The sequence below is a fragment of the Mesorhizobium sp. M0037 genome, assembly GCF_040323635.1.
Lineage (GTDB): Bacteria > Pseudomonadota > Alphaproteobacteria > Rhizobiales > Rhizobiaceae > Mesorhizobium.
This window is the reverse complement of sequence record NZ_JAMYVB010000022.1, coordinates 15936-38562: the sequence shown is the minus strand read 5'-3', so window position 1 is coordinate 38562 and position 22627 is coordinate 15936. Positions and strand designations below refer to the sequence as shown.

Here is a 22627-nt window from a genome sequence, read left to right as displayed (position 1 = left end):
TCCACCGTCACTTCGTCGTGCTCGATCATGGCCTTCCCATGGCTTTGCGGCCTTCTTAGCTTTGCGGCTGGGGCTTCGCAATTGATCGTCGCGCCGGAGCGGTCATATCAATCCGTTCCATGCCGCAGCGCCAGCGCCGCCGCCACCGGACCCAGCACGGCAAGAAACAGCGTCAGCGCGGCAAGAATGAGGAAGGGCTGCAGGAACGGATCAGGATCGGCCACCGCGCCGTAGCTCGCCGACACCCCGAAGATCAGCACCGGGATGGTCAGCGGCAACACCAGCACCGAGATCAGCAGCCCGCCGCGCGGCAGCGCCACCGCCACCGCCGCCCCGACCGCGCCGATGAAAGTGATGGCCGGCGTGCCGACCAGCAGCGTGAGCGCGGTGGCGCCGATGCTGAGCGGCTCCATGTTCATGAACAGGCCGAGCAGAGGTGCCGCAACTACCAGCGGCAGAACGCTGCCCATCCAGTGCGCCAGGCACTTCACCAGCACCGTCAGCGCCAGCATGTGGCGGTCATTGCCCAGCACCAGAAGATCGAGCGAACCGTCTTCGCGATCGGCCTGAAACAGCCGGTCGAGGCCGAGCAGGCAGGCGAGCAGAGCGCCGATCCAAAGGATCGCCGGACCGATGCGGGCGAGCAGCTTCAGGTCCGGTCCGACACCGAAGGGGATGGTGGCGATGACGGCGAGGAAGAAGATGACGCCGGTGAGCGCCCCGCCCCCGGCACGGATTGAGAGACGGACGTCGCGCAGGAAGAGGGCTAGCATTGGCGAGCCGCCCTTAAGGTTCGATCGCCTTCTCGCCGAAGGTGGCGCTCCGTCACACCCCCCTCTGTCCTCCCGGACATCTCCCCCGCAATGGGGGAGATTGGCAGTTCCGTTGCTGACGCCTCTTTTTCAATGCCGGTGATTGGCGAAAGCCGGCATGACATCTGATCTCCCCCCCTGCGGGGGAGATGCCCGGTAGGGCAGAGGGGGGTGGGCGGGAATGCCGACATCACCCTGTTGCTCCCATCCTCAATTCCTTCGCCCCATCCAATCCCAGCGGCAAGTGCGTCGCCGCGACAATCATCCCGCCCTCCGCGCAATGCCTCGTCATCAGCCCCGCAAACCGCGCCTCCGAGGCCTTGTCCAGCCCAGCCGTCGGCTCATCCAGCAGCCACAGCGGCTTATGACTGACCAGCAATTTCGCAATGGCCGCCCGCCGCCTTTGCCCGGTCGACAAATATCCGAAAGGCAGATGGCCGATGCCGCCGAGACCAACCGTCTCCAGCGCCTCCCCCACACCCGACTGCCCGTCGCCGTTGAAATCGCGCCAGAAGCGCAGATTCTCCGCCACGCTGAGCGCCGTCTTCATTGCATTGAGGTGGCCGAGATAGTGGACCGCCGAAGCGATCGTCGGAAACGTCTCGCCGCCGCCCTCGATGCGCACGTCGCCTTGCACCTTCGGCAGCAGCCCGGCGATGACCCTGAGCAGCGTCGATTTGCCCGAACCGTTCGGCCCGGTGACGACCAGCACCTGGCCCTTGTCGAGCGCAAAACCGATGCCGGAAAAGACCGTCTCGCCGCCGCGTTCGCCGCCCAGATTTTCGGCAATCAGCCGCATGCCTGCCCGTCCCGAAAACTTTACCGCGCGATAGCTGCCGCATCGCACAAATTTGCTCCGCAACTGTCTAGAACTATTCCAGAAAATTCTCTATATGCGGGACATCCGTGCCAGCGGTCGGCACGGGAACAGAATTTGCGCCGAACCAGCGCACGCGCCGCCTTGAGCGGCTCGGGTTGGCTGGGAACGGACAGCGGAAATGGCCGTACCCGCACCTTTGCGCGTGATTGCATGCCCATCGGCGTCCGTTCCCTTTCAGGCTGAACAGACAAGGACGGACCGCACGTGTCAAAATCCCTCGACAGTTTCAATTGCCGCCGCACCCTCACCGTGGGTCGCGCGGACTATGTCTATTACAATCTGGTCGAGGCCGAGAGGAACGGCCTCACCGGCATTGCCCAGCTGCCTTATTCGATGAAGGTGCTGCTGGAAAACCTTTTGCGCAATGAAGACGGCCGCTCCGTCACCAAGGACTCTATCCAGGCTGTGGCCGGCTGGCTGACGGACAAGGGCACCGCCGGCGTCGAGATCGCCTATCGCCCGGCGCGTGTCCTGATGCAGGATTTCACCGGCGTCCCGGCGGTGGTCGACTTGGCCGCCATGCGCGACGGCCTCAAGGCGCTCGGCGGCGATCCGCAGAAGATCAATCCGCTGGTGCCGGTCGACCTCGTCATCGACCACTCCGTCATCGTCGACGAATTCGGCACGCCACTGGCCTTTGCCAGGAATGTCGAGCTCGAATATGAGCGCAACGAAGAGCGCTATAAATTCCTGAAATGGGGCCAGCAGGCGTTCCGCAATTTTCGCGTCGTGCCGCCCGGCACCGGCATCTGCCATCAGGTCAACCTCGAATATCTCGGTCAGGTCGTCTGGACCTACACGGAAGACGGCGAAACCACCGCTTATCCCGACACCTGCGTCGGCACCGATTCGCACACCACCATGATCAACGGCCTTGGCGTGCTCGGCTGGGGCGTCGGCGGCATCGAGGCCGAGGCGGCGATGCTCGGCCAGCCGGTTTCCATGCTGTTGCCCGAAGTCATCGGCTTCCGCCTCACCGGCAAACTTAGGGAAGGCATCACCGCCACTGACCTGGTGCTGACCGTCACCCAGATGCTGCGCAAGAAGGGCGTCGTCGGCAAGTTCGTCGAGTTCTTCGGCCCGGGCCTGTCCAACATGACGCTGGCCGACCGCGCCACCATCGGCAATATGGCGCCCGAGTATGGCGCCACCTGCGGCTTCTTCCCGGTCGACGGCGAGACCATCCGCTACCTCACAATGTCGGGCCGCGAGGAAAGCCGCATCGCCCTGGTCGAGGCCTATTCCAAGGCGCAAGGCATGTGGCGTGACGCCGGCTCGGCCGACCCTGTCTTCACTGACCTGCTCGAACTCGAGCTCGACAGCGTCGTGCCGTCGATGGCAGGTCCCAAGCGCCCCGAAGGCCGCGTTCCGCTCGAAGGCATTCCGGCCGGCTTCGCAAAGGCGATGGAAACCGAGTACAAGAAGGCTGTCGAAATCCACAAGCGCTATGCCGTCGAAGGCACCGACCATGATCTCGGTCATGGCGATGTCGTCATTGCCGCCATCACGTCCTGCACCAACACCTCCAACCCGAGCGTGCTGATCGGCGCCGGCCTCTTGGCGCGCAACGCCAACCGGCTCGGCCTCAAGCAGAAGCCGTGGGTGAAGACCTCGCTGGCGCCGGGCAGCCAGGTGGTCGCCGAATATCTGGAAAAGTCCGGCCTGCAGAAGGAGCTCGACCAGATCGGCTTCAACCTGGTTGGTTTCGGCTGCACCACCTGCATCGGCAATTCCGGCCCGCTGCCGGCGCCGATCTCCAAGACCATCAACGATAAGGGCCTGATCGCCGCCGCAGTGCTCTCCGGCAACCGCAACTTCGAAGGCCGTGTTTCACCTGACGTGCAGGCGAACTATCTGGCGTCGCCGCCGCTGGTGGTAGCCCATGCTTTGGCCGGCACCGTCACCAAGGACCTGACCACCGAGCCACTCGGCGAAGGCCGCGACGGCAAGCCGGTCTATCTCAGGGATATCTGGCCGAGTTCGGCCGAGATCCAGGAGTTCATCGAGAAGAACGTCACACGTGAGCTGTTCGCCCGCAAATATGCCGACGTCTTCAAGGGCGACGAATACTGGCAGAACGTCAAGGCGCCGGAAGGCCAGACCTATGCCTGGGACGACAACTCGACCTATGTGCAGAACCCGCCCTATTTCGCCGGCATGACCTCCGGTTTCGGCAAGATCGGCGACATCAAGGGCGCGCGCGTGCTCGGCCTGTTCGGCGACAAGATCACCACCGATCACATCTCACCGGCGGGTTCGATCAAGGCCGCTTCCCCGGCCGGCAAATACCTCACCGACCATGGCGTCGGCGTTGCCGACTTCAACCAGTACGGCACAAGGCGCGGCAACCATGAGGTGATGATGCGCGGCACCTTCGCCAACATCCGCATCCGCAACCATATGCTGGGCGAGAACGGCCGCGAGGGCGGCTACACCATCCACTACCCGTCGAAGGAAGAGGAATCGATCTACGACGCGGCGATGAGGTACAAAAAGGAAGGCGTGCCGCTGGTCATCTTCGCCGGCGTCGAATACGGCAACGGCTCCTCGCGCGACTGGGCAGCTAAAGGAACGAATCTCCTCGGTGTCCGTGCCGTCATCGCCCAGTCCTTCGAGCGCATCCATCGCTCCAACCTGGTCGGCATGGGCGTCATCCCCTTCGTCTTCGAGGAAGGCACCTCATGGGCCTCGCTCAACCTCAAGGGTGACGAGCTGGTCGAGATCGACGGCATAAGCACCATCAAGCCACGCCAGACGATGATCGCCAAGGTGACCTATGGCGACGGCACCGTGAAGAACGTGCCGATCATCTGCCGCATCGATACGCTGGACGAACTCGACTACTTCAAGAATGGCGGCATTTTGCAATACGTGCTGCGCGATCTGGCCGCGTAGCGGCCAGGGCTTAGGCAGTAGGGATTGGGCGGTAGCGGGGAACGACATCCCCTACTCCCTACTCCCTACTCCCTACTCCCTACTCCCAGTCTTTCCAAAGCATTGCCCGACCCGATCGAAGCCCCGCCCTGTACGACAGGAGTAAAAACCGGCTGGGCTCAGCAAGATCTGCCCCACGCTCCTGATGCCATGCTCCCGATCGAACCGGGCGGTGAAGTGCTCCCCCTGTGATGGCCATACCCATGGTTGCGGCAGCAAAAATTTCACCGCAACGTGACTTCCCGTTGACTGTCGCTTCTGCCACAAATCTGGGCAACCAGAACAAGGCCGGCGTCACCGGCGGGAATCGGAACGATCATGGCACCTCGACACCCTCTCCGGCTTGCGGCTTTTGCGCTGGCCTTCTCGGCGCTTGCCGGGACCGGGTTCGCCGAGGAATCGGGAACGACCCAGACCGACAAACCGCAGATTGACAGGCCCTTGGGCGTGGTCGAGCTGTTCACCAGCCAGGGCTGCAATTCCTGCCCGCCGGCGGACGCTTTCTTTGCCGAGCTGGCGGCCAAGGACAACGTCGTCGCGCTCGCCTACCACGTCAATTACTGGGACTATCTCGGCTGGCAGGACACGCTGAGCAGCAAGGACAATACCGACCGGCAATATGACTATATGCGCGCCTTCGGCACCCGCTCCGTCTACACGCCGCAAGCCGTCATCAATGGTCGCAGCCATGTCAACGGCGCCAGCCGCAAGGAGGTCGACGGCGCGCTTGCCCGCATGGAGAAATCCGGTGAAGGCATGCGGGTCAGCGTCAAGGTCAGCCGCACCAGCGATCGCGTCATGATCGATGCCGGCGACGCCGGTAGCGGCCCCAGCGACGCCCATGTCGTCATCGTCTATTTCGAACCACCGCAGACGGTGACCATCGCCAAGGGCGAGAACACCGGCCGCAGCATGACCTACTGGAACGCCGTCACCGGCATCCAGACCGCCGGCATGTGGCACGGCAAGGCGCAGCGCTACGAATTGCCGATGACCGAGATCGCCAAGAAAGGCGGCTGCGCCGTGCTGCTGCAATCGGTCGGCAAGGACGGCCTGCCGGGGCCTATTCTGGGCGCGGCGTTTATTCACAAGCCTTAAGAGGCTGGTCCATATCTTTTGATATCGGCGGGACAGCACCCCCCTCTGGCCTGCCGGCCATCTCCCCCGCAAGGAGGGAGATTGGCAGCTTCGCCACATCCGCCATCCTGTCCCACGTTTGAGATTGGCGAAAGCAAACGCGAAATCTGATCTCCACCCTTGCGGGGAGATGTCCGGCAGGACAGAGGGGGTGTGAAGGATCACGACGACAAGTGTCTGGCGCCGCCCAACAAAAAAACCGACGTCAGCTTGCTTCTGACGTCGGTCATTTAGGCTTTGGGATCGTCGCACCCGGTCTCTCCCTGAGGAAAGTCCGAGGTTGGTTCGATCCGACGCAGACCCGTGGGCGGGGGGCTTGGGGTTTACGAGCCGGTGCCGGACCGAACCGTCTCAGGCAACGCCGGTAAATTCGTCGGACATTGGGGCATGAGCGCGGATAAAAAAAGGCGGAAATGTGGCGAGGCATCACCAATTCAAACACCGCGTTTTATAAAAGTGACTGGACGTTGCGAAAACAGCGCGGTCCCGGGATGGTTAGCCGGGCCTTGCAATTCCACGGCGAACACGCCAACTTCTGCAAGCGAGATTCATTTTCAAAGGGATCGCGGGATGACCGATCGCAGCGGTGGGACGGAGGATGGGGACGCATCCGCAATATTGATCCCGCTGCACGAGGCGCGACGCGAACGCCTCGACCAGCCGGTCCGTTTCGACCGGCGTGAACTCGACGAGATCCTGAGGCTGTACGGACGCATGGTCGCCGCCAACGAATGGCGCGACTATGCCATCGATCATCTGTCTGATCGGGCTGTGTTTTCAGTCTTCCGCCGGGCCAGCGAAGTGCCGCTGTTCCAGATCGTCAAGGATCCGAAACTGGCACGCCGGCAAGGCGCCTTCGCCGTCATCGCCGCCAGCGGCCGAATCCTCAAGCGCGGCCAGGAACTCGGTCGCGTGCTCAACGTCTTCGATGCTAAGCTGAAGATTGTCCAGGCCTAATTGAAAATTGGGGAATTGAAGAGCTGAAGAATTGAAAAAAGAGGATGTAACGGTCGAAATACCGCCGGGTTTGTTCTCAGCTATTCGGATCCTCAATTCTTCAGTTCTCTTCAGTTCTCCTCAATTCCCCTCCTCAGGCTCTCACGAAACTTCCGCTCCGGCAGCGAATGCGGATCGGGCGGAACCGTTACGCCGCCATTCAGCGACAGCTGCATGAACACCGTGTCAAGCCAGCGCCCATGCTTGTAGCCGGAGCCTTCCAGGCGACCGGAATGGCGAAAGCCGAGCTTTTCATGCAGCCGCACCGAGGCGCTGTCTGCATGGCCGTCACCGATCACCGCGACGATCTGGCGAAAGCCCGCCATACGGCAGGCTTCAATCAGCGCCTGCATCAGCAGCAGCCCGACGCCCTGGCCCTTCGCATCAGGCGCGACATAGACGGAATCCTCTACGATGAAGCGGTAGGCCGGGCGCGGCCGGAACGCGCCGGCATAGGCGTAGCCGAGCAGCGCGCCATCTCGTTCCGCCACCAGATAGGGAAAGCCCCCCGCCGTCAGGCTGTCGAAGCGCGCACCCATCTCAGTGCGGCTGGGCGCCTCCAGCTCATAGCTCGCGGTGCCATGCGTCACGGCATCGCCGTAGATCTCGGTGATTCGGCCGAGGTCGCCTTCCATGGCCGCGCGGATGGAAATAGTGCTCATAAATTATGCAGACGATTCATCTGCCTCCATGACAGCAAAGGCCGGCACAAAAGGAAAGGGCGGCCGTTGGGCCGCCCTCTTGATATCAGCTGGTCCAGTTGCCTGATGGGAAGACCGCCTACCGGCGATCGCCCATGAACTGCAGCAGGAACATGAACAGGTTGATGAAGTCGAGATATAGCCTCAACGCGCCCATGATCGCCTTGCGGCCGGCAACGTCGGCCTGATCGCCTTCGTAGTACATTTCCTTGATGGTCTGCGTGTCGTAGGCGGTGAGGCCGGCGAAGATCAACACGCCGATCGCCGAGATAGCGAAGCCGAGCGCCGACGACTGGAGGAAGATGTTGATCAGCATGGCGATCACAAGGCCGACGACGCCCATGACCAGGAACGAGCCGAAGGCCGAAAGGTCACGCTTTGTCGTGTAGCCGTAGAGCGACAGCGCGCCGAAGGCGGCCGCCGTGGCAAAGAAGGTCTGGGTGATCGAGGCGCCGGTGTAGACCAGGAAGATGGTCGACAGCGACAGGCCGACCAGGCCCGAATAGACCCAGAAGGTGGTTTGCGCCGCGGCCACGCTCATCGACTGGATCCTGAACGACAGGAAGAAGACGGCGGCGAGCGGAGCCAGGATGACCACCCAGCGGAAGGCGCTGGCATAGATCAGCGTGCCGAAAGCGGTCAGCTGTCCGTCGCCGGTGACGGCGAGCTGGAAAGCGCCCCAGGCGGCGACGCCGGTGATGAGGAGGCCAAGCCCCATCAAATTGTAGACCTTGAGCATGTAAGTGCGCAGGCCTTGGTCGATGTCGGCGCGCGCGCCCGGCACGGCCGAAGTCTGGTAGTTGCGAATGGGCTCAGCCATTGGAATCCTCTGTTGCTTCTGCCCCGTACGGTGTCAGGCCCTTTCGGACCTGGGCGCCGCTGGCGGGGCTCCAGCATGCCTGTGGCGAAATATGATGGTTCTTGACGTCAAGAACAAGACCGTAACGGGCTGCAACGCTTGGTGAATCTCCGGAAGCCGGTTTTCTTGGGCTTCCATGACTGCACATTACCAAGATTTAATCGGAAACGGCAGATTCGGCCAACCTTGCCGTTTGGGGCCTAGAGGTCGCGCAGCACCGGCGCCGCCTTGTGCCCGAGCACCCGCCAGGTGCCGGCAAGGCCGATGCCGACTGTGATCACCAGCGCAAACACCAAGGTCGCCACTGCCACCTCCGGCATGAAATGCGACGGCAACGTCATGATGCGGGCAACGATGTACCAGGCGGCGATGCCGCCGGCAGCCAACGCAAACACCGCGGTGGCCAGGCCGATCAGCATGTATTCCAGCGAAAACGCCGCGATCAGCGTGCGCCTCGTGGCGCCCAGCGTCTTCAGCACCACGGCATCGTGGATGCGGGCGCGATTTCCCGCGGCGAGCGCGCCGGCCAGCACCAGCACCGAAGCGATCAGCGCCACGCCGGCCGCCGCCCGGATCGCCGTGCCGAGCTGGCCGACCAGCCGGTTGACGACGTCGAGCGCGTCCTTGACCCGAACTGTCGTCACCGCCGGGAGGGCGCGGGTGACGGCGTTGAGCAGGCGGGCATCCTCTGCTGCCGTGGCATCCTTTTCGGTCAGCGTCGCCAGCCAGCCATGGGGCGCGCCTGCAAAAGTGTTGGGCGAGAACACCATGACGAAGTTGATGCCCATCGTCTCCCATTGCACCTCTCGGAAATTGGCGATCCTGGCCGTCACATTGCGTCCGAGCACATTGACGGTGACGGTATCGCCGAGCTTCAGGCCGAGCGCCTTGCCTTCATCGTTGGAGAACGAGACCAGCGGTTCGCCGCTGTAGTTCTCCGGCCACCAGCTGCCCTCGGTCAATGTCGCATTGGCCGGTTGTTTGGCGTCGTAGGTCAGGCCGCGATCGCCGCGCAGCACCCAGGCGCCTTCCGATGGCACATTGGCCTTGTCGACACTAACGCCGTTCAGCGCCATCACCCGGCCGCGCAGCATCGGCACCTTGACCAGCGTTCCCTTCGGCGCCTCATTGCCGATCAATGTCGAGAAGGCATCGACCTCGCTATTCTGGATGTCGACGAAGAAGAAATTCGGCGCCCGTTCCGGCAGACTGCCGGAGATCTGCTGCCTGAGATTGCCGTCGATCAGCGCCAGCGTCACCAAAAGCGTCAGCCCGAGGCCCAGCGACAGCACGACGGACGGCGTCAGCGCGCCGGGCCGGTGGATGTTGCCGATGGCGAGCCTGAGCGCGACCGAGCGCACACGCGGGCTTTTGCGCGCCACCCACTGCACCAGCGCACCGACCAGGCGCAACACCAGAAAGGCAAAGACCGTCGCGCCGACGAAGATCAAGGCGATGCGCCGGTCGCCGGAAAACAGGATGGCGAGCGCCGCCAAAGCGACCGCGATGCCGACCGCCGTGGCAAGATAGGGCAGGCGTGGAAAGCCGCGGCCCTCAAAACCCATTTCGCGAAACAGCGCGGTCGCCGGCACATCGCGGGCGCGGCCGAGCGGCAACAGCGCGAAGGCAAGCGTCACCAGCAGCCCGAACAGCGCGGCAAGAGCCAGCGCACCGGGATAGAAGCCGCCTTTAGCCGGCACCGGAATGACCGACTGGAGCTCAGCGCTGGCTGCAAACGGCATGGCGGCGCCGAGGATGAGGCCAAGCGCGATGCCGAGGCCGGCGATCATCAGGATTTGCACGAGATAGACGGTGAAGACGAAGCCGCCCGAGGCGCCAAGGCTCTTGAAGGTGGCGATGACGCCGCGCTTGCCGTCGAGATAGGCGCGCACCGCATTGGCAACGCCGACGCCGCCGACCACCAGCGCCGTCAGCCCGACCAGCGTCAGGAATTGCGAGAAGCGCTCGATGTTGGCCGACAGCGCCGGCGCCGCATTGGAACGCGTGCGGATCGACCAGCCGGCTTCAGGGAAATCGCTCGCCGCCCGATCCTGGATGGCTTTGAGATCGGCTTGGCTGGCGCCGGCCGGCAGCCGAACCTTGTAGGCATTCTCGACCAGGCTGCCCGGCTGGATCAGGCCGGACGCGGCAAGCCCCGCGGTCGAGACCATCAGCCGCGGCGCGAAGCCGAAACCGTCCGACACCGCATCCGGTTCGCTCACCAGCCTGGCCCGCAATTCGAATGTCGCGCTGCCGACCTTCAGCCGGTCACCGATCTCCACATTCAGCCGGTCGAACAACAGGTCGGGCGCGGCGGCGCCAAAGACGCCTGATTTCTCGCCGAACAAATCCTTTCTGCCAAGCTGCGGCGCGGTCTCGATCGCGCCATAGAGCGGATAGGCGTCGTCGACGGCCTTGGCCTCGACCAGCGCCTGGTCGGAGCCGTCTTCCAGCCGCGCCATCGAGCGCATATTGGCGCTGTGCGACACAGTGCCGAGGCGGTCGAGGAAGGTGCTTTCGGCTGGCGTCGCATCGCGCTGGTTGAGCTGGAAGCGCAAGTCGCCGCCAAGCAGCGTCTGGCCCTGGTCGGCAACGCCTGCGGTGATCGCCTGCGCCACCGAATTGACCCCGCCGATTGCAGCGACGCCGAGCGCGATGCAGGCAAGGAAGATCATGAAGCCGGACAGTCCGCCGCGCATCTCGCGCAGCGAAAAGCGGAACGCGAGCTTCAGCGTCTGCGACAGTGGCATCAGGCCGGCACCTTGACCTGCGCTACCGGCGCATCCTCGATGCGGCCGGAGCGCATCGACACCTGGCGCGAGCAGCGCGCCGCAAGGGCCGGATCGTGCGTGACCAGCACCAAGGTCATGCCGCGCTCGGCCGCCTTGGCGAACAAAAGGTCGGCGACCTGCCGCCCCGTCGCCTGGTCGAGATTGCCGGTCGGCTCGTCGGCAATCAGAATGCGCGGCGACGGCGCCAGCGCGCGGGCGATCGCCACGCGCTGCTGTTCGCCGCCGGAGAGTTCGCCGGGATAGTGGGTGACGCGGTCGCTCAGGCCGACGGCCGCCAACTCCCGCGCGGCGACGCCGAACGGATCGGCATGGCCGGCCAGTTCCAGCGGCACCGCGACATTTTCGAGCGCCGTCATGTTGGGAATGAGATGGAAGGACTGAAAGACGATGCCTATGTTTCGGCCCCGAAACGAGGCGATCTGATCCTCGCTTTTGCCGTTCAGCAATTCGCCGGCGATCCGCACCGTCCCCGAATCGACCCGCTCAAGCCCGGCCAGCACCATCAGCAAGGTCGACTTGCCGGAACCCGAAGGGCCGACAATGCCGGTCGCCTCGCCGCGCGTCACGTCAAGGCTGACGCCTTTCAGCACATGCACAGACGAAGCCCCTTGGCCCAGGGTCAGGGATATGTCTTTCAGCGCGATGACGGCTTCTGTCACAATTAAAGCGACCTATATCAGGATGAAGGCTCTGCTTGCCGGAAGCCGTCGCCGGAAGAATTCCTCGGGTATATGGGGCCTGCCACATGTCTTTCAAACGGAAGATATCTTTCAAACGCTTGAATGCCGCAGGGCTCGTCTTTTTCGTCACCCTTTGCGGCGCCATTTCGTCGGTACGCGCCGAGACGTTCACCATCGTCGGGTTCGGCGACAGCCTGATGGCCGGTTTCGGCCTCGGGCCTGGCGATGGCTTTACCGACAAATTGCAAGCTGCGCTGCGGGCCAAAGGCCATGACGTCACCGTAGCCAACGCCGGCGTTTCAGGCGACACCTCGAGCGGCGGCTTGGCACGGCTTGACTGGTCGGTACCGGATGGGACAAGGCTGGTTATCCTCGAACTCGGCGCCAACGACATGCTGCGCGGCGTCTCGCCCAGCATTACGGAAAAGAACCTGGACGACATGCTGGCGAAGCTGAAAGCGCGCAAGATCGCGGTGCTTTTGGCCGGCATGCGCGCCGCTCCCAATCTCGGCGCCGACTACCAGAACGCCTTCGATGCGATCTATCCAAAGCTTGCCGCGAAATACGATGTGCCGCTCTATCCGTTTTTTCTCGATGGCGTCGCCGGGCAGTCCGGCCTGCAGTTGGAGGATGGCCTGCATCCCAATCCGAAGGGCGTCGCAGCGATGGTCGAGCGCATCCTGCCCGCCGTGGAGAAGGCGATTGCGGCAGTTCAGGGTGGCGGTTGAACGCCGGCGTGACGAGAATAACACGCGGCGATCATTTTGACCGGTGTGGCCAAAAAGGACATATAGCCTCCAAAAGGAGGGTCATATGGCCATTATCATCAAGAGAGAGGACGCTGTTCGCCTCGCGCGAACTTTGAAACAAAAGACCGGGCTGCAGAGGGCCCGGGTCGCCTGTTCGTAAAAATGCCTGCAACCAACAAACCACTTGCCCCGTTTGACTATCGATGATTCGCTAGGGGCACAGTTCGATTCGAGGAAGGGAGGCTCACCATGCCGCGTCTTTTCACCGCCCTCGAAATACCGCGTGACGCCGCTCTTTCGCTGTCCCTGCTCAGGGGCGGCCTGCCCGGAGCCCGCTGGATCGATGTCGAAAACTACCATCTGACGCTGCGCTTCATCGGCGACGTCGAAGGCCATATCGCCGACGAAATCGCCAACGCACTCGACCGGGTGCACCGCCCATCCTTCTCGCTCACCCTGTCCGGAGTTGGCGCTTTCGGCCAGAAGAAGCCGCACGCCGTCTGGGCCGGCGTCTTCGCCTCGCCCGACCTTTCGGCGCTGCAGAGCGAAATCGACCGCATCTGCCAGCGGCTCGGCCTGCCCGCCGACCCGCGCAAGTTCACCCCGCATGTTACGCTGGCACGCTTGCGCAATTCGAGCCCGCTCGACGTCGCCCAGTACCTGTCGGCGCGCGGCAATTTTGCGACGCTACCGTTTCGCGTCGGCCGCTTCGTGCTGATGTCGTCGCGCGATTCGGTCGGCGGCGGTCCCTACATTGTCGAGGAGGCGTGGCCGCTCTCCGGCGTCGACGCCCGCGCCACCAATCTCGTCGCCAGCGCCTCCGACGCTTCGCGGATCATGCGGTAGACCGAAGCAAACGCTTCGGCCCCGTCATAATAGGGATCCGGCACGTCGCGGGTTTTGCCCTGCGCAAACTCTGCCAAGAGATGAATACGTTCGCGCGCACCGGCCGGCGCCAGCGCCTTGAGGTCGCGGACATTCTGCCGATCCATGCCGAGGATCAGGTCGAAGCGCGAAAAATCCCCCGGCCTGACCTTGCGTGCCCGCTGCCCTGATATGTCGATGCCGTGGCGGGCCGCAATCGCGATCGAGCGCGGGTCGGGCGCTTCGCCGAGGTTCCAGCCGCCGGTCGCCGCAGAGTCCAGCACGATATCGTCCAGCACCATGTCGCGGCCGCGTTCCGCCAGCACGGCGCGAAACACGCCTTCGGCCAGGGGTGAGCGGCAGATGTTGCCGAGGCAGACGAAGAGTATGGAATTTATCGGCTTTACGCTCATTCGATATGCGCCGTTCGTGCATTTGGAAGCCCAAAACGCAAAGGACTTTTGGGCGACTTGCATTATGGTGAGGGTCGATATCTGGGATAGCACGGGAAATCATCATGACGAGAGAGAAACTCAGCAAGGACGCCATCGCCGCCGCACTGGCCGAACTGGCCGGCTGGTCGCAGGCAGCCGATGGCGCCTCCATCAAGCGCAGCTTCGACTTCAAGAATTTCTCCGAGGCCTTCGCCTTCATGACCCGCGTTGCGCTGGCCGCCGAGAAGATGGACCATCATCCCGACTGGTCGAACGTCTACAAGACTGTCGACGTGACGCTCAACACCCATGATGCCGGCGGTGTCACCGCGCTCGACATCGCGCTGGCCAAGAAGATGAATGGGTATGCAGGCGGCTGAACGCTGGGGCGGCAACGCCAAATCGGCGCCATCCTCTTGCAGTGGACCGGGGCTTTCACCACATTTTCCATGGCAGCCGCGCAACACGCAGCGCGACGGCCGGCAAGGAGAGGATTGATGGCGCAGCAGCCCGGTTTTGATTTCTTCGGCTTCGGCAGCAAGCTCGGCGACGAAAGTGAAGTGCGCGCCAAATTCTGGCGCACGGCCAAGAAGGCCGCCCGACAGATTCCGTTCATGGAAGAGGTCGTCGCCGGCTATTACTGCGCGCTCGACAGGAAGACGCCTTTGCGTGCCAAGGGCATATTGCTGGCAGCGCTTGGCTATTTCGTGCTGCCGGTCGATGTCATCCCCGATTTCGTCTTCGGCCTCGGCTTCACCGACGACATCGCCGTGCTGACCGCCGCGATCACCGCCGTAAGCGCCCATATCACCCCTGCGCACCGGAAGGCCGCCAAGGAGGCGATCGCCGACAAGAGCTGAATCGGCGGTCGCGTTAACAACTGGGTTCAGAAGAAATCCTCTGCTCAAACAGGACGATAGCGGCTTGGCTTCGGGTTCCGCTGCGGCCGTTCAAAAAGTCAAACTCTTGCCGCTTTCGTGGCCTCCAAGTCGCCGCAGGGACATTGCGAAAGCCGTTTTTTCAAGAAGCGGCGCGGAAATGGCGGTGGTTTCCATGGGTGAATGTCCTTTTCCGAGGGAAATTCACCGTTTGGTAACCCAGATTAAATCAAAATGAAGCGACGGGCAGGACGCCAAGCCGGCCTGCCCCGCACCATTTGGAATACGGGAAAAGCGATGCGCGGATTGATTGCACTAGTCTCGAGCCTGGTCCTGGTGGCCTTTGCCGCGCCGGCGCTGGCGCAGCAGGCGACCAAGATCGGCCAGCACAATGCCTGGGGCACCTACAGCTACCAGGCGCAGGGCGGCAAGGTCTGCTATGTGCTCACCGTGCCGACCGACAAGCAGCCGCCGACGCTCAATCACGGCGACATGTTCTTCTTCGTCAGCCAGCGGCCGGGCCAGCAAGTGTCCTACGAGCCGCAATTCATCGCCGGCTACACATTCCAGGAAGGCTCCAAGGCCACCGTCACCATCGACAAGAAGACGTTCTCGATGTTCACCCGGGGCAAGTCGGCCTGGGTCGAGAACGCCGCCGAAGAGCCGGTGCTGATCGCCGCCATGAAGACCGGCACCGACATGAAGGTCTCGGCGAAGTCCGGCCGCGGCAATCCGACGACCTATGTGTTTTCGCTGAAAGGCATCTCGGCCGCGCTGACGTCGATCGCCAAGTGCAAGTAGGCTAGCGCGGTTCCCGCCGCATGACTCTCGCCGCAACCTGTGCTATGCGCCGCGCTTCTTTTCGGCACGACGGATGAAATCGGCCGCAATTCGCTTATATTGGCGCTGATATGACCCTTTCCTTCCATCTCACCACTGAGGGCGCACGCGACGCGTTGCGCGCTCGCGCCACGCCCGAGAAGCCGTCGCTGATCGGCCTGACCCGGGCCGAGCTCGGTGAAGCCCTTGTCAGTGCCGGCATCGTGCCCGAGCGCCAGGCGAAAATGCGCGCCCAGCAGCTCTGGCACTGGATATATGTGCGCGGCGTCTCCGATTTTGCCGGCATGTTCAACATCTCCAAGGATCTGCGCGCCGAACTGGACAAGCATTTTACCGTCGCCCGGCCCGAAATCGTCGAGGAGCAGATTTCCTCCGACGGCACGCGCAAGTGGCTGTTCCGCTTTCCGCCTCGCGGTGCCGGCCGTCCCGTCGAAATCGAGACCGTCTATATCCCCGAAGAAGGCCGCGGCACGCTGTGCATCTCCTCGCAGGTCGGCTGCACGCTGACCTGTTCGTTCTGCCACACCGGCACGCAGAAGCTTGTGCGCAATTTGACGGCCGAAGAGATCCTGGCGCAATTGCTCACCGCCCGCGACCGGCTCGGCGATTTCCCCGACCGCGACACACCCGACGGCGCCATCGTCCCTGCCGAGGGCAGAAAAGTCTCCAACGTCGTCATGATGGGCATGGGCGAGCCGCTCTACAATTTCGATGCGGTGAAGAAGGCGCTGCTGATTGCCTCCGACGGCGACGGACTGTCGCTGTCGAAGCGCCGCATTACGCTCTCGACCTCCGGCGTGGTGCCCGAGATCTTCCGCACCGGCGAGGAGATAGGGGTCATGCTGGCGATTTCGCTGCACGCCACCAATGACGATCTGCGCGACCTGCTTGTGCCGATCAACAAGAAGTATCCGCTGAAGGAACTGATCGAGGCCTGCCGCGCCTATCCCGGCCTGTCCAACGCCAAGCGCATCACCTTCGAATATGTGATGCTGAAGGACGTCAACGATTCCATCGAGGACGCCAAGGGGCTGATCAAGCTGCTCAAAGGCATTCCAGCCAAGATCAATCTGATCCCGTTCAACCCGTGGCCGGGCACCAACTATCAGTGCTCGGACTGGGAGACGATCGAGAAGTTTGCCGACTACATCAACAATGCCGGCTATGCCTCGCCGATCCGCACGCCGCGCGGCCGCGACATCCTGGCCGCCTGCGGCCAGCTCAAATCCGACTCCGAACGCATGCGCAAGGTCGACCGCCTGGCGCTGGAAGCCATGATGATTGCGGGGCATGGCGAGGCGTGAGCCGCCTCTTCGCCTACCTCGTCCGCTTCACCGTCATCCTGTTCGGCTATGTCGTCGCCTCATTGGCGGCGAGCGCCTTTCTCAACGTGCTGTTCCTGGCTTCCGTCGGTTATAAGCCGAACGATGCGCACCCGATGATGGCCACGGCGCTCTATTTTTCGATTCCGTTCGTGGCGCTGCTTGTCGCCTATTTCGCTTTCATACCGGCGGTGGTCGCAATCCTGATCTCCGAGGTCCTCAGCCGCCGCGACTGGCTGTTCTATGCACTCGCGGGCGGCGTCGTGGCCGCGGCCTTCCTCGGCTTCGTCCATCAGAACGTGGATGTCGACGTCACCAAACCGCACGCCATCGCCGCGGTGATCGGCTGCGGCATGGTCGGCGGCATCTTCTACTGGCTAAGCGCCGGCCGCTGGGCCGGAAGCTGGTGGCAGGCCGCTACTTCGCCTGAGCTGTCAGGATCTTGAGCGCGAAGGCCGAAAACACACCGGCAAAGAGATAGTCTACCACCCGCGTCACCCGCGGGCTGGCCTTCATCGCCGCCGAAAACCTTTCCGCAGCAAACACCATCGGCGCTGTCACCGGGACCGACAGCACGATGAACATGAGGCCGAGGAAGAACAGTTTTCCCGGCGCGTTCGGATCGTGAGCGGAGACGAACTGCGGCAGAAACGTCATGAAGAACAGGATGATCTTCGGGTTGAGCAGATTGACGCCAAGCCCGGCAGCCCAGCTGCGGAACAGCGAAATCTGCGGCCCGTTCTTCTTCTGCGGTGAAAACGCCGAGCCCTTGGTGATTGCCTGCCAGGCCAGGAACACCAGATAGGCGGCGCCGAACGTTTTCAGCACGAGGAAGGCCATTGGCGAGGCGACGATCAGCGCCGAGATGCCGACCGCCACCAAAGTTGTGTGGATCAGCGTGCCGAACAGAGCACCCGCCAGCGAGGCAAAGCCGGCGGCGCGGCCCTGGCTCAGTGTGCGCGAGACGAACAGCGTCATATCCGGCCCCGGCGTGATCGCCAGGATCATGGTGGCGATGGCGAACTGGATCAGCGTGGTGGTGTCGGGAATGAAGGACATCGGTGGGCCCTGGCGAATGATCGTCGGTCTATAACGCAGCCTCCCGGCTCACGCCAGCAACTGACTGGCGTGGCATCTGGTCCAGCGGCTGCGGCGGTCGGAGCCCGTTCATCCCTTGCGCTGGCCGGAAATGCCGTGATACCTCGCCCGCGAAACTCATCGCGGAACCGCCAAAATGTCCCCAGCAATGCCCAAGACAAAAGACGTCAAGAAGGTCGTGCTCGCCTATTCCGGCGGTCTCGACACCTCCATCATCCTGAAATGGCTGCAGACCGAGCTCGGCGCCGAAGTCGTCACCTTCACCGCCGATCTCGGCCAGGGTGGCGAGTTGGAGCCGGCGCGCAAGAAGGCCGAGATGATGGGCATCAAGGATATCCGCGTCGTCGATGTGCGCGAGGAATTCGTCGCCGACTTCGTGTTCCCGATGTTTCGCGCCAATGCCGTCTATGAAGGCACCTACCTGCTCGGCACCTCGATCGCCCGGCCGCTGATCTCCAAACACCTGGTCGAGATCGCCAGGGAGACCGGGGCCGATGCCATTGCGCATGGCGCCACCGGCAAGGGCAACGACCAGGTCCGTTTCGAGCTTTCCGCCTATGCGCTGAACCCCGACATCAAGGTCATCGCGCCGTGGCGCGACTGGTCGTTCAAGTCGCGCACCGACCTGATCAACTTCGCCGAGCAGCACCAGATCCCGGTGGCCAAGGACAAGCGGGGGGAGGCGCCGTTCTCGGTCGACGCCAACCTTCTGCACTCCTCTTCCGAGGGCAAGGTGCTGGAAGACCCGTGGAGCGAGCCACCGGAATTCGTCCATCAGCGCACCGTCTCGCCAATGGACGCGCCGGACAAGGTCACCGAGATCGAGATCGAATTCTTGAAGGGCGACCCGATCGCGCTGAACGGCAAGCAACTGTCGCCGGCCGCCATGCTGACGGCGCTTAACGATCTTGGCCGCGACAATGGCATCGGCCGGCTCGATCTGGTCGAGAACCGCTTCGTCGGCATGAAATCGCGCGGCGTCTACGAGACCCCCGGCGGCACCATCCTGATCGTCGCCCACCGCGCCATCGAATCGATCACGCTCGACCGCGGCGCCGGCCACCTCAAGGACGAGTTCATGCCGCGCTACGCCGAGCTGATCTACAACGGCTTCTGGTTCTCGCCCGAGCGGCTGATGCTGCAGGCGATGATCGACAAGAGCCAGGAAGACGTCGAAGGCACGGTGCGCCTGAAACTCTACAAGGGCAATGTCATGGTCACCGGCCGGAAGTCCAAGAAGACGCTCTATTCCGACGCGCTGGTCACCTTCGAGGATGACCGCGGCGCCTACGACCAGAAGGACGCCGCCGGCTTCATCCGCCTCAACGCGCTGCGGCTGAGAACGCTGGCCGCGCGCAACCGCAAGGGTTGAGCCCAACTACTATTCCAGGAAAACCCGGCGGAGATGCCTGGTTTTATTTGCGCCCAACTATTGCAAAAGACGTACCCGCCTTTTAATGCTTGATATTTGCGCAGCCGTATCTAGCCTCTCATCATGATCGATGGGGGCATTTGACATGAAGCCGTGGTTTTTAGTGTTGCCTGCAATGGCCGCCATGCTTGCCGGTTGCCAAACCGGACAGGAGCAAGTGAGTGAGTATCCCAAGGCGGCGTACGAGCGCTGCATCAGCAAGGTGGCCATATCGAACATATCGGCCAAACACGAGATCGCCGCTTTCATGGGCGTTTCCCTGGAACGCATGCCGCCTTTGCTATGCCGGCGCCTTGTCGATGCCATGAAGAGCGGCCGGCTGACCTTCTCCGACATAAACCGCCTCCAGTTCGACCAGTCCACGGACATCTGGAAGGTCATCAAAGGCGATTGACAGCGGTCCGATCTAAATTACGTGCTGGACAGAGGAAGTTCGACAATGAAGACCAGTATTTTTCTCTTGCTTTCGGCCGCAATCGTCTTTGGCGGATCGCAGGCCCTGGCAGCACCGCAGTTGCGCACCTGCAAAAGTTTTGACGGCCCCTTCCAGATTCCCGCGTCCCAGAAATGCCCGTTAAGCGGCTACGCGCATTCCGACCAACCGACCTCGGTGGACATTAAAGGCAAGCCAAAGGCTGCCACGCGCGCCAAGACGACACGGGCGTCCAACTTGCGTAGCTGCAATGGTTTTGACGGCCCCTTCCAGATTCCCGCGTCCCAGAAATGCCCGTTAAGCGGCTACGCGCACGCGGACCAACCGACAGGAGTGGATATTAAGGGCAGGTCAAGGGCGAAAGCCACCGCGCCGCGAACGTCCAAGTACCGCAACTGCAGCGGTGTCGATGGCGCCTTCCAGGTTCCCATCTCCCAAAAATGCCCGTTGAGCGGCTACGCGCATTATTGAGAGCAGTGTGCAGGAGTCGTTTCGAGCGATTGGATTCTGACGTTCTCATTAACAAAGAGCCCGGCACATGGCCGGGCTCTCCATCGAATAGAGGTTTCTATCAGTTGCCGTCGATTGCGTCGGCGATCTGGGCGATGGCCTGCTGGTAGACGCTGGCGGAATTCCAGCCGGCGATGGCGCCCATATTCGCACTCGCGCTCGCACCCGCCCGCCAGCCATGAGCCTTGAGGAAGTTGGCCGTCGAAGCCAAGGCCGTCGCCTTGTCGCGCAGATTTCCGTTGCCGACGCCGTACTTCAGGACATTGCCGGGCAGGAACTGCGTATGGCCGATCTCGCCATGCGCAGCCCCAACCGACGAGGCGCTCAGCGCGCCGCGATCGACCAGCTTCAGCGCCGCAATGGCATGCGGGTAAAAGAACCCCGGGCGACGGCAATCATAGGCAAGCGTCAGAATGGCGGAGACCGTGTTCTGGTTGCCCAGGGAGGCTCCGAAGCCGGTTTCCATGCCCCAGATGGCCAGCAACACGCCCGGCGACACCCCGTAATTGCTCTCGATCCTGTCGAACATCGCTGCATTCGACTTCTTCAGCGCACGGCCCCTGGAAATGATCGCAGCTCCGCCACGACGCTTCATGAAGGCGTCCACCGAACCGCTGAACGCCTTGTGGATGGCGCGGTCGACGGAGATTGTCTTTGTCGCGTAGCTGGCACCGGCCAGAGCAGCCAGACCCTTCCCGCCGACACCTTCGGACCTGGCCTGCGCGGCAAAGTCCTGCTTCCACGCCTCGAAGCCCGCGCCGGTCTTGCCGCAGCTGGCCGCCGCCTGCGCGCCCGTCGCCAGCGCAAGTACCGCGACCACCGCGGCAGCAATAATCTTTCCCTTGGCAAGCAATGCCATGCTTTCTCTCCTGATTGCCTGAATCACGTCCCGGTTGCGAACTTGCCAGCGAAACGCGCCATTGTCACCGTACCCCCGGCGCTACCCTGGCCAATGCAGCGGAATTTGCTTACGATCAAGTGCTTATTGTGGCCGAAACGCCCGGCGCCGGGCAGGCGAATTCGCTGCTCGGGTAAAAAGAGGTGACGGGGGCATGGAACGGCGGCCCGTGGCGGGCGTTTGGGCGAGGCGCCGCTCCGCACCATATTCCTCCTCTGACGCCATACGCCAACGCCTGACGCATCGAGATCGACATGAAACTGTTCGACTGCCCGCATTGCGGCCACCGCCTCTACTTCGAGAATGCGCAGTGCCTGAATTGCGGGAGTCTCGTGCTTTACGATCCCGAGCATGCGCGCTTTGCCTTGTCTGATGTCGACGGCATCTTCCACTGCACCAATGCGGATGAATGCGCCTGCAACTGGATGGCCGAACCGGGCCATACCTACTGCCGCGCCTGCGTGCTGAACCAGCTGATCCCCGACCTCTCCGTCGACGGCAACCGCCGCCGCTGGATTCGCGTCGAGGCGGCCAAGAAGCGCGCCGTCTATTCGCTGCTCGCCTTCGGCCTTCCGGTAGCGCCCAAGCACAAGCACGGCGATGAAATCGGCCTCGCCTTCGACTTCATTGCCGATCCGATCGGCGGCGGTCCCGGCGGCGAACGCATCCTTACCGGCCACGACAACGGCCTGATCACGCTCAACGTCGCCGAGGCGGACTCGGCCGAGCGCGAGCGGCGGCGCGTCGAGATGGGCGAAAATTACCGCACGCTGCTTGGTCATTTCCGTCATGAGCTTGGCCATTACTACTGGGACCGGCTGATCCGCGACGTGCCGCAACGGCTCGAAGCCTTCCGGGCGCTGTTCGGCGACGAACGCCCCGACTACGAGCAGGCGCTGAAGGCCTATTACGCCAATGGCGCTGCGCCCGACTGGCAGCAGAACCACATCTCCGCCTATGCGACGTCGCATCCATGGGAGGACTGGGCCGAGACCTGGGCGCACCATCTCCACATCACCGACACGCTGGAGATGGTGCACGCGCTGAATTTTCCACTCGGCCAGCTTGAGACGATGGAGACCAATGTGCTGCCGCAAGGCGACACCGGCGGCCGGTTGCAGGCGGCGCCCGCGGAACCCAACGCCGTGCCCGAGCCGTTCGAAAAGATTCTCGCCCGCTGGCTGGTACTCTCGGAAGCCTCCAACTCGATCAACCGCTGCATGGGCCTGCCCGACCTTTATCCCTTCGTCATTTCGGACGTGACGGCGCAGAAACTCAGCTTCGTGCATGAGCTTTTGACCGGTTTGCCGAAAGAAATCGGAACAAATCGTGAGCTGGCGTCGGTATTTTAGCCGGAACGCATGCGCTCTGGTTTCGT

At 62.8% G+C, this 22627-nt stretch carries 23 protein-coding genes; 14 read left to right on the top strand and 9 right to left on the bottom strand.

The features are described 5' to 3' along the window. Positions 1 to 107 precede the first annotated feature (107 nt). A complete protein-coding gene (gene ccmB / locus NKJ78_RS26430; RefSeq protein WP_023824364.1) occupies positions 108 to 773 on the bottom strand; it encodes a heme exporter protein CcmB in 666 nt (221 codons plus the stop codon). 229 nt (positions 774 to 1002) lie between these two features. Further along, entirely contained in the window at positions 1003 to 1611 is a 609-nt protein-coding gene (gene ccmA / locus NKJ78_RS26425; protein WP_023738015.1) for a heme ABC exporter ATP-binding protein CcmA, read from the bottom strand. 285 nt (positions 1612 to 1896) lie between these two features. Here ccmA and acnA point away from each other — a divergent pair, with 285 nt between their 5' ends. The 3 genes from acnA (at position 1897) to NKJ78_RS26410 (ending at position 6720) form a co-directional block, all read left to right on the top strand. After that, on the top strand, positions 1897 to 4587 hold the full coding sequence (gene acnA / locus NKJ78_RS26420) for an aconitate hydratase AcnA (protein ID WP_023738016.1): 2691 nt from the start codon (positions 1897 to 1899) through the stop codon (positions 4585 to 4587). Positions 4588 to 4944: 357 nt separating this feature from the next. Beyond that, entirely contained in the window at positions 4945 to 5724 is a 780-nt protein-coding gene (locus NKJ78_RS26415; RefSeq protein WP_023683845.1) for a DUF1223 domain-containing protein, read from the top strand. A 609-nt stretch (positions 5725 to 6333) separates the two neighbouring features. After that, on the top strand, positions 6334 to 6720 hold the full coding sequence (locus NKJ78_RS26410; RefSeq protein WP_352461007.1) for a DUF2794 domain-containing protein: 387 nt from the start codon (positions 6334 to 6336) through the stop codon (positions 6718 to 6720). A gap of 110 nt (positions 6721 to 6830) precedes the next feature. Here the strand turns inward: NKJ78_RS26410 and NKJ78_RS26405 are convergent, their stop codons facing one another. The 4 genes from NKJ78_RS26405 to NKJ78_RS26390 form a co-directional block, all read right to left on the bottom strand. Further along, the gene (locus tag NKJ78_RS26405; protein WP_352461006.1) at positions 6831 to 7421 is read right to left on the bottom strand and encodes a GNAT family N-acetyltransferase; all 591 of its coding nucleotides are present in this window, start codon (positions 7419 to 7421) and stop codon (positions 6831 to 6833) included. 118 nt (positions 7422 to 7539) lie between these two features. Next, entirely contained in the window at positions 7540 to 8280 is a 741-nt protein-coding gene (locus tag NKJ78_RS26400) for a Bax inhibitor-1/YccA family protein (protein WP_023671726.1), read from the bottom strand. Positions 8281 to 8519: 239 nt separating this feature from the next. After that, positions 8520 to 11069, bottom strand: coding sequence for an ABC transporter permease (locus NKJ78_RS26395; RefSeq protein ID WP_352461005.1), 2550 nt, complete (start codon positions 11067 to 11069; stop codon positions 8520 to 8522). Continuing rightward, positions 11069 to 11770 (bottom strand): ABC transporter ATP-binding protein, encoded by a 702-nt coding sequence (locus NKJ78_RS26390; protein ID WP_023715752.1) that lies wholly within the window; start codon positions 11768 to 11770, stop codon positions 11069 to 11071. The genes NKJ78_RS26395 and NKJ78_RS26390 overlap by 1 nt, the downstream gene beginning before the upstream one ends. An 86-nt stretch (positions 11771 to 11856) precedes the next feature. On the opposite strand from NKJ78_RS26390, the gene NKJ78_RS26385 reads away from it, so the two are divergent. Together NKJ78_RS26385 and thpR are read left to right on the top strand one after the other, a co-directional pair. Next, entirely contained in the window at positions 11857 to 12519 is a 663-nt protein-coding gene (locus NKJ78_RS26385) for an arylesterase (RefSeq protein ID WP_502901629.1), read from the top strand. A gap of 270 nt (positions 12520 to 12789) precedes the next feature. After that, positions 12790 to 13386 (top strand): RNA 2',3'-cyclic phosphodiesterase, encoded by a 597-nt coding sequence (gene thpR, locus NKJ78_RS26380; RefSeq protein ID WP_023671722.1) that lies wholly within the window; start codon positions 12790 to 12792, stop codon positions 13384 to 13386. Here thpR and NKJ78_RS26375 read toward each other — a convergent pair. Further along, the gene (locus NKJ78_RS26375) at positions 13290 to 13817 is read right to left on the bottom strand and encodes a low molecular weight protein-tyrosine-phosphatase (RefSeq protein ID WP_023671721.1); all 528 of its coding nucleotides are present in this window, start codon (positions 13815 to 13817) and stop codon (positions 13290 to 13292) included. The two genes, thpR and NKJ78_RS26375, sit on opposite strands and share 97 nt — an antisense overlap. 104 nt (positions 13818 to 13921) lie before the next feature. Between NKJ78_RS26375 and NKJ78_RS26370 the strand changes: the two genes are divergently transcribed. The 5 genes from NKJ78_RS26370 (at position 13922) to NKJ78_RS26350 (ending at position 17324) form a co-directional block, all read left to right on the top strand. Continuing rightward, entirely contained in the window at positions 13922 to 14218 is a 297-nt protein-coding gene (locus tag NKJ78_RS26370) for a 4a-hydroxytetrahydrobiopterin dehydratase (RefSeq protein ID WP_023671720.1), read from the top strand. A 117-nt stretch (positions 14219 to 14335) separates the two neighbouring features. Then, entirely contained in the window at positions 14336 to 14698 is a 363-nt protein-coding gene (locus tag NKJ78_RS26365) for a YkvA family protein (RefSeq protein ID WP_352461003.1), read from the top strand. Positions 14699 to 15013: 315 nt separating this feature from the next. Further along, positions 15014 to 15517 carry an invasion associated locus B family protein gene (locus NKJ78_RS26360; protein ID WP_352461002.1) on the top strand — a complete coding sequence of 168 codons (504 nt, stop codon included), beginning with the start codon at positions 15014 to 15016 and terminating at the stop codon, positions 15515 to 15517. Between the two features lie 110 nt (positions 15518 to 15627). Further along, positions 15628 to 16860 (top strand): dual-specificity RNA methyltransferase RlmN, encoded by a 1233-nt coding sequence (rlmN, locus tag NKJ78_RS26355; RefSeq protein ID WP_352461001.1) that lies wholly within the window; start codon positions 15628 to 15630, stop codon positions 16858 to 16860. Continuing rightward, the gene (locus tag NKJ78_RS26350) at positions 16857 to 17324 is read left to right on the top strand and encodes a hypothetical protein (RefSeq protein WP_352461000.1); all 468 of its coding nucleotides are present in this window, start codon (positions 16857 to 16859) and stop codon (positions 17322 to 17324) included. Before rlmN ends, NKJ78_RS26350 begins: the two co-directional genes overlap by 4 nt. Here NKJ78_RS26350 and NKJ78_RS26345 read toward each other — a convergent pair. Further along, positions 17296 to 17937, bottom strand: coding sequence for a LysE family translocator (locus NKJ78_RS26345; protein WP_023694540.1), 642 nt, complete (start codon positions 17935 to 17937; stop codon positions 17296 to 17298). The genes NKJ78_RS26350 and NKJ78_RS26345 overlap by 29 nt on opposite strands. Before the next feature lie 187 nt (positions 17938 to 18124). On the opposite strand from NKJ78_RS26345, the gene NKJ78_RS26340 reads away from it, so the two are divergent. The 3 genes from NKJ78_RS26340 to NKJ78_RS26330 all read left to right on the top strand — a co-directional run bounded on the left by NKJ78_RS26340 (position 18125) and on the right by NKJ78_RS26330 (position 20312). Next, the gene (locus NKJ78_RS26340; RefSeq protein ID WP_352460999.1) at positions 18125 to 19348 is read left to right on the top strand and encodes an argininosuccinate synthase; all 1224 of its coding nucleotides are present in this window, start codon (positions 18125 to 18127) and stop codon (positions 19346 to 19348) included. A gap of 145 nt (positions 19349 to 19493) precedes the next feature. Next, entirely contained in the window at positions 19494 to 19802 is a 309-nt protein-coding gene (locus NKJ78_RS26335; protein WP_352460998.1) for a hypothetical protein, read from the top strand. A 45-nt stretch (positions 19803 to 19847) separates the two neighbouring features. Further along, positions 19848 to 20312, top strand: a complete 465-nt coding sequence (locus tag NKJ78_RS26330; RefSeq protein WP_352460997.1) for a hypothetical protein — start codon at positions 19848 to 19850, stop codon at positions 20310 to 20312. Positions 20313 to 20412: 100 nt separating this feature from the next. On the opposite strand, the gene NKJ78_RS26325 is transcribed toward NKJ78_RS26330, so the two are convergent. Then, entirely contained in the window at positions 20413 to 21210 is a 798-nt protein-coding gene (locus NKJ78_RS26325) for a lytic murein transglycosylase (protein ID WP_023687663.1), read from the bottom strand. Between the two features lie 293 nt (positions 21211 to 21503). Between NKJ78_RS26325 and NKJ78_RS26320 the strand changes: the two genes are divergently transcribed. Further along, a complete protein-coding gene (locus NKJ78_RS26320; RefSeq protein ID WP_352460996.1) occupies positions 21504 to 22601 on the top strand; it encodes a zinc-binding metallopeptidase family protein in 1098 nt (365 codons plus the stop codon). Positions 22602 to 22627 lie beyond the last annotated feature (26 nt).